Here is a 16,100-nt window from a genome sequence, read left to right on the forward strand (position 1 = left end):
CAATCAACACATACATAAATTTAGTCAAACAAAAACAATAGAATAAATTAACCTAAAAGATACCCTTACTTTAATTATGTATTTTCAGAAATTATCACCATACGATAAACTGTTTACACAAATTACAATTAAAAGTCAAAATCAATAGATTTTTATACAAATATGAGAGTATCATAAATAATTAGTTACAAAGTGTTATCAAGGTCACCAAATATGAATAAATCTAAAGGTTACTTTTATGGGGCGATCAGCCTATTGTCTTTATGCTGTTCTTTTCAAAGTACGCAGGCAGCTGATGCATTTGATCCACAAAGTCCGTGGATGCTAGGCGACTGGAACGGCAAGCGAACCGAGTTGCAACAAAAAGGTTATGACTTCAGTTTTGGTTATACTGGTGAGCTAGCCACATTACTGGATTCAAAAAATCACTCCAGTCATGGTACAGAGTATGCAGATCAGTTTGCAATCGGTACGCATATCGACTTAGAGAAAGTACTGGGTTGGAAAGATACAGAAGCGCAAATCACCATTACTGAACGTAATGGGCGCTCACTTTCACAAACCTCAGATGCACTTGCCGGACAACTCAGTTCCACTCAAGAAGTTTGGGGACGAGGTCAAACTTGGCGCCTCACTGATTTCTGGATCAAGAAAAAATTCCTTGATCAAAATCTAGATATTAAAGTGGGTCGGTTTGGCGAAGGCGAGGATTTTAACAGCTTTGACTGTGATTTTCAAAATCTTGCGCTTTGCGGCTCTCAAGTAGGGAACTGGGTGGGTGATCAATGGTACAACTGGCCGGTGAGTCAATGGGCGATTCGGGCAAAATACAATCTCAACCCAGAACTTTATGCGCAGATTGGTGCTTATGAATACAACCCTGAAAACTTGAAACGGGGCAAAGGTTTCAACCTCAGTACAGATGGTTCTCACGGTGCAATTATTCCAGCGGAAGTGGTTTGGCAACCTAAACTCAGCGCAGCCCATTTACCTGGCGAGTATCGTTTAGGCTACTACTACAGTACAGTAGATGCCCAAACCATCAAAAACCCAAACCAAACAGACCATAAACAAGGGGGATGGGTTGTTGCAAAACAACAACTCACCACCCATCAAGGTGATGTAAATCGCGGTTTAACAGGTTTTGTCAATGTCACTTTTCATGACTCAAAGACCAATACTGTAGACAATATGCAAAATATTGGGCTGGTCTATAAAGGTCCATTTGATGCCCGCCCTCAAGATGACATCGCCATTGGTTTTTCACGCATCAGTATCAATTCTGATGTAAATGATGTTCAGATTCGTCAGCAAAACGAAGAATACAACACCGAACTTTATTATGGTGTCCATGCCACAAACTGGCTCACAGTTCGTCCAAATGTACAATATATCCGCCATGTCGGCGCATATAAAAATGGTGAAAATGCGTGGGTTGGGGGCATTAAACTGCAAACTGCATTTTAGTTTGAAGACGATAAATATTTTGATGCCGGCTCATATATTCTCCCGAGGCATGAAAATATTTAAAGTCTGATTTTTTTAAGTTCTCTGCTTCATCAAACCTTATGGGAATGATCAAGCGTTCAAAATTAATTAAATAGATAGGTGGTCAACATGCAAACTCCATCTTCAGGATTTAGAACATTTACCATTGCGATTGCAATTGTTTTTGGTCTGGTCCTCCTTATTGGTGGCGTATGGCTTGCAGCACTTGGTGGGTCCTGGTACTACATCATTGCAGGTCTACTGTTCATTGCAACAGCAATTTTATTACGTAAATTGAGCAGTTCTGCTTTATATGTCTACGCTGTGCTAGTACTCGGTACTGTAGTCTGGGGGCTTTGGGAAGTTGGTTCTGACTTTTTCGCGCTTGCACCACGTCTAGACATTTTAGGCGTGTTCGGTTTATGGTTGCTTATTCCAGCAGTTACCCGTGGTTTCGATGCCAAAGGCGCTAAAATTGCGCTTTCTGGAACATTGGCAATCACCATTGCCGTGATGGCATATTCGATCTTTAATGACCCTCAAGAAATTCGAGGAACGTTATCAGCGAAACAACCAACACCGGCTCCAATTGACGGAATCGCCGATGCGGATTGGCCTGCATATGGGCGTACCCAATCAGGTTTACGTTATTCACCATTGAACCAGATCAACTCTGACAATGTAAAAAATCTGCAAGTCGCATGGACTTATCATACAGGCGAGTCTAAAACAGAGAATGACTCAGGTGAAACCACCAACCAGGTTACTCCGATTAAAATCGGCAATAATATGTACCTGTGTACAACACACCAAAGATTGGTTTCTCTTGACCCGTCTACAGGCAAGGAAAAGTGGGTATTTGATCCAAAACTTAAGTCTGACAATACCTTCCAACACTTAACCTGTCGTGGTGTTTCTTACTACGATGCAAATAATACTGTAGGTTTTGCAACAAGCCTACAGGCAAAAAAATCGTCGTCTACAGAATGTCCACGTAAAGTTATTTTACCTGTGAATGACGGTCGTATCGTTGCTGTAAATGCGGATACTGGTAAAGCATGTTCTGACTTTGGGCACAACGGTGAAGTCGATTTGCAAAAAGATATGCCGTTTCCTTACCCAGGTGGCTATATTCCAACTTCTCCGCCAGTCGTTACAGGTACAACCATTATCATTGGTGGTTCAACAACCGATAACTACTCTACACAGGAACCGTCTGGTGTAATTCGTGGTTATGACGTCAATACTGGTGCCTTGCTCTGGGTATTCGACACAGGTGCTGAAGATCCAAACCAAATTCCGGGTCCTGGTCAAAAATATGTCAACAACTCACCGAATGCATGGGCACCACTTGCCTATGATGCAAAACTTGATCTTGTTTATGTACCGACTGGTGTAGGTACACCTGATATCTGGGGCGGTAACCGTACTAAACTCCATGAACGTTATGCCAATTCAATGTTAGCGTTGAATGCAACGACAGGTAAATTGGTCTGGAACTTCCAAACCACTCACCATGATTTATGGGATATGGATGTACCGTCTCAACCTACCCTGGCTGATATTAAAGATAAAACTGGACAGACTGTTCCTGCGATCTATGTATTGACCAAAACAGGTAATGCCTTTGTTTTAGACCGTCGTAATGGTCAAGCCATCGTTCCGATCAATGAACGTCCAGTGCCGCAAACTGTAAAACGTGGTCCACAAACCAAAGGCGAGTTCTATTCCCCAACTCAACCATTCTCAGACTTCAACTTAGCACCTAAAGATAAATTGACAGATAAACAAATGTGGGGCGCAACCATGTTTGACCAATTAATCTGTCGTGTCTCATTTCATCGTTTAAATTATGATGGTATTTATACTCCACCTTCAGAAAATGGTACTTTAGTTTTCCCTGGTAATTTGGGTGTATTTGAATGGGGCGGTTTATCACTTAATCCAGATCGTCAAATTGCTGTGATGAATCCAATTGGCTTGCCATTTGTCAGCAAGTTGATCCCAGCTGACCCTAACCGTAAGCAAACGGCGAAAGGTGCAGGTACAGAAGCGGGGGTTCAACCGATGTATGGTGTTCCTTATGGTGTTGAAATCAGTGCTTTCCTTTCACCATTCGGCTTACCATGTAAGCAACCTGCGTGGGGTTATGTTGCTGGTGTAGATTTAAAAACACATGATGTTGCATGGAAGCGTCGTATCGGTACCATCCGTGACAGTATGCCTGGAATTCCATTGCCACCGTTCAAAATGGGTGTACCAATGTTAGGTGGCTCTATTTCAACAGCGGGTAATGTCATGTTCATTGGTGCAACCCAAGATGACTATATTCGTGCAATTAATGTCACCAATGGTGATGAATTATGGAAAGGTCGTTTACCTGCCGGTGGACAGGCGACTCCTATGACCTATGAAAGCAACGGCAAACAATATGTTGTAATCATGGCCGGCGGGCATGGTTCATTTGGGACTAAAATGGGTGACTCTATTGTCGCTTATGCCCTTCCAGACAAATAATGTAATAAACTAAGCAATAAAAAACAGGTCTTCGAGACCTGTTTTTTATTGCTTCAGAAAAAGTGGCATTACCTTAAAATGAGCGACTGATGACCTGACCATTAAAGTTAAAGCAATCTTCTACCCGAATTTTTTGTACGGGAGAAAGCTGATCAAAATCAAACCATTGATATTCAGAATGTTCTTCACTTAAATTGATCTGTTGATCACCAGGCAACGTACATTTAAAAATAAAGGCATGCGAGTTGACTGCAGGGTGATAATAAATACCTGATAGATATTCAATCTTCACATCGCATCCCAGTTCTTCATGACATTCACGAAGTAGCGTTTGATGTACAGTTTCACCTTGATCCAATCCTCCACCAGGTAAGCCCCAAGCACAATCTGCATAGGTTGCCTTCAATAAGAGGACTTGCTGCTGCTCGTTAACAATAACAGCATGTGAACTCATTCGATAAAAATCATGAAATCCCATTTAAGCCCATCCTGATCCAAGCCACTGCTTATCTTGCTAAATAACATTTTGAAAAAATAAGACGTAATGCATAAATGATGGCAATCACAAATACCGCATATCCTGTTTGATGCAATATCATAGGAATACACAGCACAATCACCGCAGTAATTGGATAAAACCATTTCTTTATACCCGATAAATGATGAATATCCTGTAATAACCACAGGCTAGCACTATATACAATTAGAGAGATCGCAATAAAATACGTCACGATTTCCGTTGAAATCTCAGCTTTATGCGTTACAACATCAACAGCAGCAGCCAAACCTGCACCCAATGCGGCAATACTCACGAAAATAAAAAAATGACCATAACCCCATGAGAATGCACGTTTGCGACTATTCAATCTTTCGGCAACATCGTGATCAAAATACGCCCACCACATCGTAAACATGATCAGTAAGCCACCAACTGTTAAAAACATCAATTCTTGGCTTAACAGCTGATTATTTAAAGCATCAGAAATTGCTGCAAAGCACCCGATGATAGATTCACCTAGCACAATGATCGTGAGCAATGCATATCGCTCTGAAATATGATGTGGATGCCACGGCGTCATATTGTGTGCTTCGGCAAAAATTGGTACACCGAGTTCTGCAATCACCAAAAGTACAAATAAATATAAGGTAAAATTAATCGGGGAAAAATGAAAAAGTAACCATCCAATTTGTACAATAATGATGCCAAAAGCATATCTTAAGGCTGTTTGCTTACGTTCAGGATCATTTTTCGCAACTCGAAACCATTGCGTCACCAGCCCAAGACGCATAATGACATAGCCAATGATAATCACATCAAAATCTTGCTGCTGAAAAGCACTCGGAATTCCAGCCGCCATAACCAAAGAACCGATGATTTGTACAAAAGTCATGATGCGATAAAACACATCATCATTATCATAAGCCGAGGCAAACCAGCTAAAATTCATCCACGCCCACCACAGCGCGAAAAACACCATAAAATAAAGCAATAAACCATGTGAAAGATGGTTTTCGATCATACTGTGATGTAATTGCTGTCCTGCTGTTGCGATCGCCACCACAAAAATCAAATCAAACAATAATTCTAAAGATGTTGCCACTCGATGTGGCTCATGGGGGTTACGGGGAGTTAAGGGTTTTAACCAACCATATTTTTCAAACAATGAATTTGGCATTATTTTTCACATTTTGAGATTATTTTCATGATTTTTTCAAAACTCGATCTATGATTCAAGTGGCAACGCCACAAGCACTGAAAAATCTTTTTTGTCGCTTCAAATGTTTTAATTTCAACTGAAAATAAACGCCCGAAAAAGGGCGTGTTTTTTACCACAATTTATTTATACCACTAATCTCAATTTTGCCTTGTCTTTTAACATAATGGCTTTGCCAGTCATCATATCAATTGGCATTGAGATATGTTGATGTACCACCAACCATTGCCCCTCTTTCTTCTGGAGACACAATGTGGTGCGACACCAAGGCATTTGTAATTTATCTTTCAGTGCCGTATTTTCCACTTTAGAATGACAATGCAGGATGGCCAAATCATTAGATGCATATATTTTCATATTACGTCGAACAATTTTAATATTCTCGCTAAAATAATGGCTGAACTTTTCCCATTCCTGTTTATAGGCGTGAATGCCATCCATTTGAGTACTGACGTCAAACATACTGACATCTTGTGCGCATTGATCTAAGAGGTGTTCAAGACTGTTACCAACAACAGCAGCATCCCAGATTTTAATTTGGGAAATAACCTCAGCAGCAATTTGTGAATTACCAGCGATTTCTATTTTCATCGAGAAACCTCACTTATTTGTGACCAATTTAACACTTAATAAATATTATGTGAATTATATTAATGTTTATTTAAGTGACTGCTCAATCTAAATCGAATCTATCCCTTGTGATTATTCCAATATGATTATTTTATGGAACATCTCCTATAATCTAGATACATTCACCCAATTCCATGGATATAATCCTTCATTACATTAGCAATATTTAAAAATACTCATTTAATCCACATATTTTCCGACAGGCATTTGATTAAATATTCAAACATACCTATCGCAAATTATTTACCAAAACTCAATAATACCAAACTGATACAACGAACTTAATTTGATAATAAATTGACCATAACATATTTAAATTTTAAAAATGCTTAAAAATAGTCATATAAATTTATGATAAAAACTCAATTAAGATTTACAGGTGATTACAAAGCCAACAAATATAATACTCTTGATATTTTTATATTCTATCTTTTTAAAATATGTCCAGCGATTTATGTCAAAATTGTAATCTTAAACTTAACAATTTAATTAAAATTTATTTAAATAATTTCATTAAATTGATCAATTCTGATAAATAATGGTATTTTTTCTCAACTTAATATTGCCATAAAAAAAGCATGTGAATAACATGCTTTTTTAGAAAAATTTAACAGTTGTTTATGCTTGCTCAGTTAGATCTTTAACTTTCTCAGAAGGACCATTTTTCTTTACAGACTCAATCCCATTATCGCGAGCTGCATCACCCGAATAAAATTGGCTCGTACCAATAATCTGATGATTTGCGGCTTTTAAATTGAAGTAGGGCTTCCCATTTTTGGCTTCGAGACGATCATAACGGGCATCATCAGGGCTATTTTTTTGTACAGACGCAATACCGTTCTGGGCTGAAGCTTTTGCCTTATACAATTCACTGGTAAGGATAATTTCTCCATTTCCTGCTTTCAATACAAAGCGATATTGACCATCTTTTGCTTGACTAATTTCATACCATCCTGACATGGCTCACCTCTTGATTATTTTCAGTTTATTTTATTACACAGCGTTTATTGAGTATAAATTACGCCACTGATATGAAATATAAATGACTTTTGATTTTTTAAAAAGACTAATTTGTTATCACTTTATGCTTTGTGTAAGGTCTGTGAGCGGCGATCTAATCCGAATAAAAATATTTTTAATTATCAATCACAAATAGGTATGCAAACCAAGTTTATCGCTCAAACTCGTTGCTGGGTCCCTTATTTATCATATGGGTCTGTATGGGCGTAGCTTTTATATTTTATCTTGAGTAGCCGTTCAATTTCAGAGTCATTGCCACGCAAAAACTTTTCCAAACAATCACGGAATACCTCAAAAGGCAGATTATCATTGTCAAAGCTTGGCATGCTTTCAGATTTAAATAAACCAAAAAAATGTGACTTTTGCTGTTTTTGATACAGTTCTGCATGAACATTAAAATTATATCGATTATGGCTGTAGGCAATAAAAAGACCACCAAACTTACGCCCACTGCGTATGTGCTCAACTTGAAAAAAAGGAAAGTCACCTTGGTGTTGCGCTAACATCGCCCAAACAGCTTGTTGCAACCAGCCAATTTGATCAAAGCTATTTAAAATTTGAGTGGACGCATTACTTTCAAAATCCAAGGAAGAGAGGTCAGACTCATTCAATAATTCGATTTGAATTTTAAAACTCATCAGTAGCATCCTCTCTGTTGCAGTTTTTCCAAGTAAAAACACCTACACAGGTAAAACATATGTATTGCGATACATCCATCAAGCATTTTATACCGTGCTTGATGATGAGATTACTGGAATATCGATCCAGATACTGTTCGGAAAATGTTTCCTCAAATAGGCTTTCAAGTATTCAGCGGTATCTTTTGAAATCAGTTCATCCTGCGATTCATCGTTTAAGTTATAGGCAAGCGCATACAACTCTAAATCACGACTTTTCAACGCTTCTAAACTTAAAATCGTATGATTGATACTTCCCAAACGTCCAGAACTGACCAAAATAACAGGCAATTTTTTGTTGGCGACATAATCAATCGTCAACAGTTCTGTCGTCAGTGGTACCATCAAGCCGCCTGCACCCTCCAACAATACAGCTTCATAGTTTTGTGCAAGTTGTTGTGTGGCAGATTCGATTTTTTGGAAATCGATTTCACGTCCATCTATTTGAGTTGCCAAATGTGGTGATGCAGGATAAGTAAAAATTTCAGGCATGGTCAGTTTACTTCCATCTTCAGGAAACCAGCCCATGCCCATAATTTCACGATGTTGTTGAATATCTTCTGAAATATCGCTGTTACCAGTTTGAATCAACTTTTGGGTAATGGTTTTGCGCCCTTGGGCATTCCACAGTTTTGCCAAATATCCTGTCGTGTAAGTCTTGCCAATCCCCGTATCTATTCCACTAATAAAGTAAACTGATCCTGTCATGGCATTCTCCGAGCGATACAATAAATAGGATGATAAGTCAGGCGATACTGAAGTATTCCTGTCTCATCAACATATGAAAACTGTTGGTAATTCTGATAAAAATCAATAAGACTTTGCTTTGTCCAACGGAAATATGCAGCCGTTGCCGTTACACCCGTAGCTTTTAAATGTTGTAACACTTGTTTGGGATGGGTAAAAGTCATCTGTTCAATCTGCTCAGATAAATGCAGAATTTCAAAACCATTCTTCTGCAACTTAGCCTGTAAGTCATCGATAGATAAATAGTTCAATCCCTGTCCTGTTAAGCTTTTAATTTCTCGTAAATTATGTGGACCAAAACTCGAAAAACACAATTCAGCTTGCGGGGTTAAATGACGGAAAGCCTGATCCAAAATCGCATCCAGATCATTTACCCACTGTAGTACAGAGCTTGAAGCAATCATGTTGAGATTGTTGGGAAACTCAAGTTGTTCAATATCACCGATTAGCCAGTTTATCTGAGGTTTGTTGACCGCATTTGTTAGGCTAAAATGCTGCTGCACATCCATATAGAGATCATTCAGAATCAAATCCTTGATGTGCAGTTTTTGCATTAAAAGTTGGGTTAAATTTCCCGAACCACAACCAATTTCAAATACTTTGTCATGCTGATCAACAGTATATTGAGCGATTAAATCAGACAAGTGCCGGGCAATTTTTCTTTGCACAATTGCTTGTTCTGGATAACTCTGTCCTGCCTGCGCAAATCGCAAAGCAATCTGCGACTTATCAAGTTTTAAAGATTTCACATTCAGCTCACAATACTTTCTGCTTACAATAAGAGAATCAGCTGATCTAGATCAGCTTGAGATATTTGCGCAGTTAGAGAAATGCGTAATCGTGAACTCTGTTGCGGAACAGTCGGCGGACGCACAGGCATAATATAAAACCCTGCCTCTTGTAAAGTTTTTGCCTTCGTTACCGTTTGGCTTGAGTCACCGATAATCACTGGAACAATATGTGATGTGGAAGGGCAATCAAAGCCTTTACTTTGCACAGCCTGCTGTAAATACGCACTGGTATTGTGTAAATGTTGGCGCAATTGATTGAAGCCTAGAACTTTCTGAAAGATAAAATTCGTCCAAGCCATACAAATCGGAGGCTGAGCCGTACTAAAAATCAAAGGACGCATTGAATTAATCAGAAACGCTCGAATCACGGGGTGGCAAACTAAATAGCCACCAACAGATGCGATTGCCTTACCGAAGGTTCCGACCAGAAAATCAATATCTTCGATCACCTGATATTGCTCTGCACACCCCAATCCTTGCTCACCTCGAACACCGATTGCATGGGCCTCGTCTACATATAACATGACTTTGTAAAATTGCTTTTTAATTCCAACCAATTTAGTTAAGTCTGTTTCATCACCATCCATACTAAAAATGGATTCAGTGACCACAATAATCCGTTCAAAAGCATCATCGTCATGGTATTTATGCAACAACTGAGCCAAATGCTCGAGATCGTTATGTCGATAACGTACATATTTTGCAGATGACAGACGAATGCCGTCTATCATACTGGCATGAATTAATTTATCGGCAAGAATCAGTGTTTTGCTGTCAGCAAGTGCAGGCAAAATACCGATATTCATATGATAGCCACTGTTAAACAGCAACGCTGCACGACCTTGAAAAGCCTCAGTTAAACTATTTTCAAGCAATTCATATTCTGGAAAATTCCCCGTTAACAAGCGTGAAGACGAAGAACTCATTCGGCGTTGTGCATTTGGGGTTTCATCAAAAAACTGCATCCTAAGCTCAAGGTCTGAAGCCAAGCCCAAATAATCATTTGAAGCTAAATTCAACATCTGCTGATCATGAATATAAATATCACGGCCTTGCTGAATGTTTGAACTGAATTGCCGCAAGTTTCCCTGCTGCTTCAAATCATCTAATTGTTGGGCATAAAATTCAAGTAATGTATTGCTCAGACTCATTTAGGTTGCTCCATACCACTGACAACTTCGACCAATTGTGTCAGTAAAATATTGAGTTCACTGTCCAGGATCACATAAGGCGGCATTAGATAAACCAACTTACCAAAGGGGCGAATCCAAATGCCGCGCCGAACAAATTCTTGTTGCAATGCCTTCATATCCACATTCACCGTAAGTTCAACCACACCAATGGCCCCCAATATACGTACATCAGCAACATGTTTGAGGGATTGTAAAGGTTTTAGATAGCGTTGGAGCTGGGCTTCGATACGTTGAATATTGTTTTGCCAATCTTGACTGATTAACAGTTGCGTACTTTTGACCGCCACCGCACAGGCTAAAGGATTCGCCATAAAGGTAGGACCATGCATAAATACACCTGCCTCCCCTTGACTAATCATTTCAGCGACATGCTTTGACGTGATCGTCGCAGAAAGGGTCATGTAGCCACCCGTCAAGCCTTTCCCTATACACATAATATCAGGCTCGACCTGTGCATGTTCCCATGCAAATAGTTTTCCTGTGCGTCCAAAGCCTGTTGCAATTTCATCAAAAATTAATAAAACATCATATTGCTTACAGAGCAATTTGGCTTGCCGTAAATATTCAGGATGATAAAAACGCATCCCACCCGCGCCCTGTACAATCGGCTCAAGAATCAAACCTGCGATACTGGCATGATGTAATGCCAAAGTTTCCTCAAGCACCGCTATATCTTGTTGATTCCATTCTTCATAAAAACCGATTTGGGGAGCAGGAACAAAAAAACGGTTGGGTAAACTTGATCCAAAAATTTGATGCATACCGGTTACTGGATCGCAGACAGACATCGCATTCCATGTATCGCCATGATAACCGGAGCGGGGCGTGACAAAATTGGTTTTTAGACAGTTGCCTTGAGAAGACCAATATTGCACAGCCATTTTGAGTGCGACTTCAACGGCAACAGAACCAGAATCTGCAAAGAAAATTTTATCGAGACTGGGTGGGGTAATTTCCAGCAGCAACTTTCCCAGCTGTATTGCCGGATCATGCGTAAATCCACCAAACATGATATGAGACATATTCTGGAGTTGATCGATAACAGCTTGATTCAATTCAGGATGGTTATAGCCATGAATTGCACACCACCATGAGGACATGCCATCAATCAGCTGACGTCCATCCTCCAGCTCAATTGTGGCACCAAAAGCCTTTTTGACTTTAAAACTGGGTAAGGGCTGTGTCATGGACGTATAAGGATGCCAAAGATGTTCACGATCAAAACTCAGATCATCCTTTACCAATTCAGCCATGTGCGTGTTGAAATCGGTCATCCATTTACTCCAGTATCCATAGGTAAAGCAGTTACAGCAAAAACAGTGTAGCGATGTTAAACCTACAGGGAATAAAAATAAATTGCGAGATTTGCCACTCGTCCCATGATTTATTCTATTTTTTGTAAATATTGGCAGATTTTGTCAGTTACCAATTCAAAATGAAAAACTGGAAGTCCGTGGGAGCCTTTTAATAGTTCAGCATTCAAAAACTTTGCATTGAATTTTTGAAAATTTTCGAAAACTTTGTGACTAACTAAAAAATCTTGTTGCGCAAACAAATGAAATTGCCTTCCAGTATAATTTTTTAAGATCTCAACATTGTTTAATAACTCTAGACACAATAAACCCTGTTTTAATAATTCTATATTCTGTGGTTGAATCAAACTTTGCAATTTTACAAAATCTGCTTTGCTGGTTTCACTCCCCTGACACACCATAAAACCAAACTTCTTCAGCGTTGCAATTGCATCGTGTGCAAAGGATTGTTTGAAGTTTTGAAATGTGGTTTGACTCATTGCCGTTTGCCATTCGGTATTTGCGACAAAACATGGATTAGAAGCCAATGTGATCAATATTTTCTGTTGCTGATATTGTCGTTCAATTTGATCGACCAACAAGGTTGCCAATTGCCCACCTAAAGACCACCCGCAAATCACATCAAAGGATTGGGCTTTTTCAACATTGTGTTGTAAGACTTGTTGATCTAAAGCATTAAAAATATTAATCAGCTCAACTGTATGACCTTGTTGTTCTAAGCGTTGTTGTAATGTCATGAGCAGCTTTGTTCCACCGCCCCAGCCAGTAATCAGCAAAATACGTTGATTCAATTCAAATCACTATTAAAAATCATCAGAAGCGTTGATTAGAGCATGCTTAAAATAATAGAACAACAGACCTGATTATGCTTTCAAAAACAGTATTTTAAAATCAATATCTTAGAGTCACTATTTTTAATGACTGTTGTTTAATTTCAGTGTCAGCCAATACACTTGCTGGAATCACGTTCGCCCATGTACTTTTAAATTATTGATGGATTTACTCTAGTGCAAATTGACTGTTTCTCAAAGTTTCATACGCTTGGCAAATATTTTCAGCACAGGTATCAGCAGTTCCACATGAAACCATGATTCTGCATGCGCATCTTCAGGGAGAAGCATCTGTATTGTATCTGTTGCTCTGCTATTTCATTTTTTCTGCGACCTCCACATCCGCTTGCTTATCCTTTTTCAATTGGATGAATACTGCACCGACATCCCTATTGTTCTGAGGATGATATACAACATTAAAATTCATAGATATGTTTCAAATAAAAGCCAACATTTCTCCACGCGCGCCACAGCTAAACTTTGTTAGTATGGACTCAGGCTCAATGCAGCAAAGGATATACAATGAAACCACTTAAAATATTAGGTATAGGGTTACTCTCCGTTTCCACACTGTTCATGTTGAATCGCATCGGCCATGCTGAAAATTCAATTTTTTCTTCTTATGAATCAGAGCGGCAATGGGTTGGGAAACCTGCACCCAGTTTTAAATTACAAGATCAAAACTCAAAATGGCACGAACTCAGTCAATACAAAGGCAAATGGGTTGTTCTGTATTTTTATCCAAAGGATGATTCACCGGGCTGTACGCAAGAAGCCAATCAATTCAAATCACTGTATCCACAATTCATTAAGAACAATGCTGTGGTGCTGGGTGTGAGCTTGGATGATGTAAAATCTCATCAGAAGTTTTCAGAAAAATTGGGGCTCAATTTCCCGATTCTTGCAGATACCAATCACCAATTGGCAAACCAGTTTGGGATTGTACGTAATCTGGGAATTACCAAAATTGCAAAACGAGAAACCTTTTTAATCGATCCTCAAGGCTCGATTGTATATCATTACAGCAGCGTAAATACTCAAACGCATGCAAATCAGGTCCTTGCAGATATTCAAAAATTTTCAAAAAAATAATCTTATGAAGCGACAGCATCGTTTGAATGGTCTTTGGACAGCGTATAAAGCTCGAACAAATGATTGAGCCTGTCGAGTCCCAAAATAGATTAACAGCGATAAAAAAGCCTATAGATAATAAAATCTAAAGGCTTTTATCTATCTTATACAGCCTATATTACATTTGAGACTGAATATAATTTTGTAAACCAATCAATTCAATCAAACGCAATTGTTTTTCCAACCAATAGGTATGGTCTTCTTCTGTGTCATTCATTTGCTGACGAAGCATATCACGGGTAACGTAGTCACCTTTTTCTTCACACAGTTTTACGCCCTGTGCAAGTTTTTCACGCACATGATATTCCAACGCCAAATCAGCTTTTAGGCAGCTGACAACATCCTCGCCAGTGACAATATCATCTCGATTCATATTCGGTGTACCTTCAAGGAAAAGTACACGACGGATTAAAGCATCAGCATGAGAAGCTTCTTCTTGCATTTCATGATCGATACGTTCATAAATTTTGCTTAAGCCCCAGTCCTCGTACATACGAGAATGAATGAGGTATTGATCACGAGCAGCCAGTTCGCCACCGATCAACATATTTAGATAGTCTATGACTTCTGGATTGCCACGCATTTCAATTACTCCGCTTTCTTTTGCAATAGTATGGACAAGTTTTATAAAATTTGCAAAAGACAAAATGTGTAAGTTTATGATTTTTATAAAATTAAAATGAGAAACATACGCATTTGCAATTCAAATAAGTAATTTTTCATATATAAAATAACCTCTTGCAAGACTTGATTGCACTTTTCAAGTGGAATAAGTTTCAACATTGCGAATGATTTATTTTGTAACCATTAAAAATGCTTCTTATTTGCCATCATGATTTTATTTTCCATTAAATTTTAATGACTAAACTCAAGTGATCACTTTTTTAGTTTTTTTAGTGCTAATATTTCAAGACAACGTTCGCCTTAATATTTATGATATTGAATATTAAAAATAGAAGGAAAAAAATAATGGTTCAGGGAAATCTTTCAGCCCCAATTCTGGTCACAGGTGCAACAGGCTATATTGCCAGTTGGGTGATCAAAAAACTACTGGAACAAGGTTATACCGTACATGCAACCGTACGCGATTTAAATAAAAAACAAAGCTTTGCCCATCTTGAAAAAATTGCACAACAAACACCGGGAACACTTAAACTGTTCAAAGCCAATCTGTTGGAAAATGGTTCTTTCGATGAAGCGATGCAAGGTTGTGAAATCGTATTACATATGGCATCACCCTTTGTCGTCACCAACTATAAAGATGCCGTTAAAGATATTATTGAACCCGCCGTCTTAGGAACAGAAAACGTTCTCAACAGTGTCAATAAAACGGATTCTGTCAAACGCGTTATCGTGACTTCAAGCATTGCTTCAACCTATGGCGATGCGGTCGATATATTAAACACCAAACATAATCAGTTTGATGAGTCTCACTGGAATACAACCAGTTCAACCACCCATCAACCCTATCCGTATTCCAAAGTGATGGCTGAGCGGAAAGCATGGGAAATGGCAGAAGCACAAGACCGCTGGACACTCATTTGCGTGAATCCTGCCCTCGTACTTGGTCCATCACTGACCGCCAGCACTCAGTCTGGAAGTGTTGAAGTACTCGAGCAGTTTGCAAATGGAATGACCTTATTCGGTGTTCCACCGATGTGGAATGGTATAGTCGACGTTCGTGATGTAGCGGATGCACATATTTTGGCTGCATTTAGCCCACAAGCTTCTGGTCGTTACATCATCAGTGGTGGCTCCCTCAGCCTCTTGGAAATGGGAAAAATTTTGCGTCAACATTTTGGACAGAAATTTCCTTTTCCACGCAATCAAGTGCCTAAAAAAGCGTTTAAATTTATTGGACCTGTTTTTGGTTATTCTCGTGACTTTATTGAAAAGAATATGGGTTATCCGATCTTCTTTAATGCTGATAAAAGTATCAAGGAATTAGGCATTCACTATCGTGACATTGAAACCAGTTTAGTGGAACATTTTCAACAATTACTTGATGATGGTGTGGTGAAAAAATATATCTAGAGATTGTTGATACA

At 38.9% G+C, this 16,100-nt stretch carries 15 protein-coding genes; 4 read left to right on the forward strand and 11 right to left on the reverse strand.

What is annotated here, in order from left to right; all coding sequences use genetic code 11:
* Positions 1 to 213 precede the first annotated feature (213 nt).
* Complete coding sequence (locus IMO47_RS18700) at positions 214 to 1,467, forward strand: carbohydrate porin (RefSeq protein WP_196077529.1); 1,254 nt, start codon at positions 214 to 216, stop codon at positions 1,465 to 1,467.
* 150 nt (positions 1,468 to 1,617) lie between these two features.
* Positions 1,618 to 4,005 (forward strand): glucose/quinate/shikimate family membrane-bound PQQ-dependent dehydrogenase, encoded by a 2,388-nt coding sequence (locus IMO47_RS18705; RefSeq protein ID WP_196077530.1) that lies wholly within the window; start codon positions 1,618 to 1,620, stop codon positions 4,003 to 4,005.
* A 73-nt stretch (positions 4,006 to 4,078) separates the two neighbouring features.
* Here the strand turns inward: IMO47_RS18705 and IMO47_RS18710 are convergent, their stop codons facing one another.
* The 10 genes from IMO47_RS18710 to IMO47_RS18755 form a co-directional block, all read right to left on the reverse strand.
* The gene (locus IMO47_RS18710) at positions 4,079 to 4,483 is read right to left on the reverse strand and encodes an NUDIX domain-containing protein (RefSeq protein ID WP_196077531.1); all 405 of its coding nucleotides are present in this window, start codon (positions 4,481 to 4,483) and stop codon (positions 4,079 to 4,081) included.
* 28 nt (positions 4,484 to 4,511) lie between these two features.
* Positions 4,512 to 5,681 (reverse strand): low temperature requirement protein A, encoded by a 1,170-nt coding sequence (locus IMO47_RS18715; protein WP_196077532.1) that lies wholly within the window; start codon positions 5,679 to 5,681, stop codon positions 4,512 to 4,514.
* 165 nt (positions 5,682 to 5,846) lie between these two features.
* A complete protein-coding gene (locus tag IMO47_RS18720; protein WP_196077533.1) occupies positions 5,847 to 6,311 on the reverse strand; it encodes a nuclear transport factor 2 family protein in 465 nt (154 codons plus the stop codon).
* A gap of 657 nt (positions 6,312 to 6,968) precedes the next feature.
* Complete coding sequence (locus tag IMO47_RS18725) at positions 6,969 to 7,310, reverse strand: YegP family protein (protein WP_196075978.1); 342 nt, start codon at positions 7,308 to 7,310, stop codon at positions 6,969 to 6,971.
* Between the two features lie 239 nt (positions 7,311 to 7,549).
* The gene (locus IMO47_RS18730; protein WP_196075979.1) at positions 7,550 to 8,008 is read right to left on the reverse strand and encodes a hypothetical protein; all 459 of its coding nucleotides are present in this window, start codon (positions 8,006 to 8,008) and stop codon (positions 7,550 to 7,552) included.
* 87 nt (positions 8,009 to 8,095) lie between these two features.
* The gene (bioD, locus tag IMO47_RS18735) at positions 8,096 to 8,755 is read right to left on the reverse strand and encodes a dethiobiotin synthase (protein ID WP_196075980.1); all 660 of its coding nucleotides are present in this window, start codon (positions 8,753 to 8,755) and stop codon (positions 8,096 to 8,098) included.
* Positions 8,752 to 9,543, reverse strand: a complete 792-nt coding sequence (bioC, locus tag IMO47_RS18740; RefSeq protein ID WP_196075981.1) for a malonyl-ACP O-methyltransferase BioC — start codon at positions 9,541 to 9,543, stop codon at positions 8,752 to 8,754. The genes bioD and bioC overlap by 4 nt, the downstream gene beginning before the upstream one ends.
* A gap of 23 nt (positions 9,544 to 9,566) precedes the next feature.
* On the reverse strand, positions 9,567 to 10,736 hold the full coding sequence (locus IMO47_RS18745; protein WP_196075982.1) for an 8-amino-7-oxononanoate synthase: 1,170 nt from the start codon (positions 10,734 to 10,736) through the stop codon (positions 9,567 to 9,569).
* Positions 10,733 to 12,031, reverse strand: coding sequence for an adenosylmethionine--8-amino-7-oxononanoate transaminase (gene bioA, locus IMO47_RS18750; RefSeq protein ID WP_196075986.1), 1,299 nt, complete (start codon positions 12,029 to 12,031; stop codon positions 10,733 to 10,735). The genes IMO47_RS18745 and bioA overlap by 4 nt, the downstream gene beginning before the upstream one ends.
* A gap of 131 nt (positions 12,032 to 12,162) precedes the next feature.
* Positions 12,163 to 12,882, reverse strand: a complete 720-nt coding sequence (locus IMO47_RS18755; protein ID WP_196075983.1) for a hydrolase — start codon at positions 12,880 to 12,882, stop codon at positions 12,163 to 12,165.
* Between the two features lie 561 nt (positions 12,883 to 13,443).
* On the opposite strand from IMO47_RS18755, the gene IMO47_RS18760 reads away from it, so the two are divergent.
* A complete protein-coding gene (locus tag IMO47_RS18760; protein WP_196075984.1) occupies positions 13,444 to 14,013 on the forward strand; it encodes a peroxiredoxin in 570 nt (189 codons plus the stop codon).
* Between the two features lie 157 nt (positions 14,014 to 14,170).
* Here the strand turns inward: IMO47_RS18760 and bfr are convergent, their stop codons facing one another.
* Entirely contained in the window at positions 14,171 to 14,635 is a 465-nt protein-coding gene (gene bfr, locus IMO47_RS18765; protein ID WP_196075985.1) for a bacterioferritin, read from the reverse strand.
* A 386-nt stretch (positions 14,636 to 15,021) separates the two neighbouring features.
* Between bfr and IMO47_RS18770 the strand changes: the two genes are divergently transcribed.
* Positions 15,022 to 16,086, forward strand: a complete 1,065-nt coding sequence (locus IMO47_RS18770; protein WP_196077688.1) for an aldehyde reductase — start codon at positions 15,022 to 15,024, stop codon at positions 16,084 to 16,086.
* The last annotated feature ends 14 nt before the right edge of the window (positions 16,087 to 16,100 follow it).

The organism is Acinetobacter sp. Res13-Abat-PEC15-P4-01, from assembly GCF_015676285.1.
GTDB classification, from domain to species: domain Bacteria; phylum Pseudomonadota; class Gammaproteobacteria; order Pseudomonadales; family Moraxellaceae; genus Acinetobacter; species Acinetobacter nematophilus.

Bases quoted from the DNA above. Each gene is read 5' to 3' on its own strand.
- IMO47_RS18700 (WP_196077529.1), top strand. From the start codon at position 214: ATGAATAAATCTAAAGGTTACTTTTATGGGGCGATCAGCCTATTGTCT.
- IMO47_RS18705 (WP_196077530.1), top strand. From the start codon at position 1,618: ATGCAAACTCCATCTTCAGGATTTAGAACATTTACCATTGCGATTGCA.
- IMO47_RS18710 (WP_196077531.1), bottom strand. From the start codon at position 4,483: ATGGGATTTCATGATTTTTATCGAATGAGTTCACATGCTGTTATTGTT.
- IMO47_RS18715 (WP_196077532.1), bottom strand. From the start codon at position 5,681: ATGCCAAATTCATTGTTTGAAAAATATGGTTGGTTAAAACCCTTAACT.
- IMO47_RS18720 (WP_196077533.1), bottom strand. From the start codon at position 6,311: ATGAAAATAGAAATCGCTGGTAATTCACAAATTGCTGCTGAGGTTATT.
- IMO47_RS18725 (WP_196075978.1), bottom strand. From the start codon at position 7,310: ATGTCAGGATGGTATGAAATTAGTCAAGCAAAAGATGGTCAATATCGC.
- IMO47_RS18730 (WP_196075979.1), bottom strand. From the start codon at position 8,008: ATGAGTTTTAAAATTCAAATCGAATTATTGAATGAGTCTGACCTCTCT.
- bioD (WP_196075980.1), bottom strand. From the start codon at position 8,755: ATGACAGGATCAGTTTACTTTATTAGTGGAATAGATACGGGGATTGGC.
- IMO47_RS18745 (WP_196075982.1), bottom strand. From the start codon at position 10,736: ATGAGTCTGAGCAATACATTACTTGAATTTTATGCCCAACAATTAGAT.
- bioA (WP_196075986.1), bottom strand. From the start codon at position 12,031: ATGGCTGAATTGGTAAAGGATGATCTGAGTTTTGATCGTGAACATCTT.
- IMO47_RS18760 (WP_196075984.1), top strand. From the start codon at position 13,444: ATGAAACCACTTAAAATATTAGGTATAGGGTTACTCTCCGTTTCCACA.
- bfr (WP_196075985.1), bottom strand. From the start codon at position 14,635: ATGCGTGGCAATCCAGAAGTCATAGACTATCTAAATATGTTGATCGGT.
- IMO47_RS18770 (WP_196077688.1), top strand. From the start codon at position 15,022: ATGGTTCAGGGAAATCTTTCAGCCCCAATTCTGGTCACAGGTGCAACA.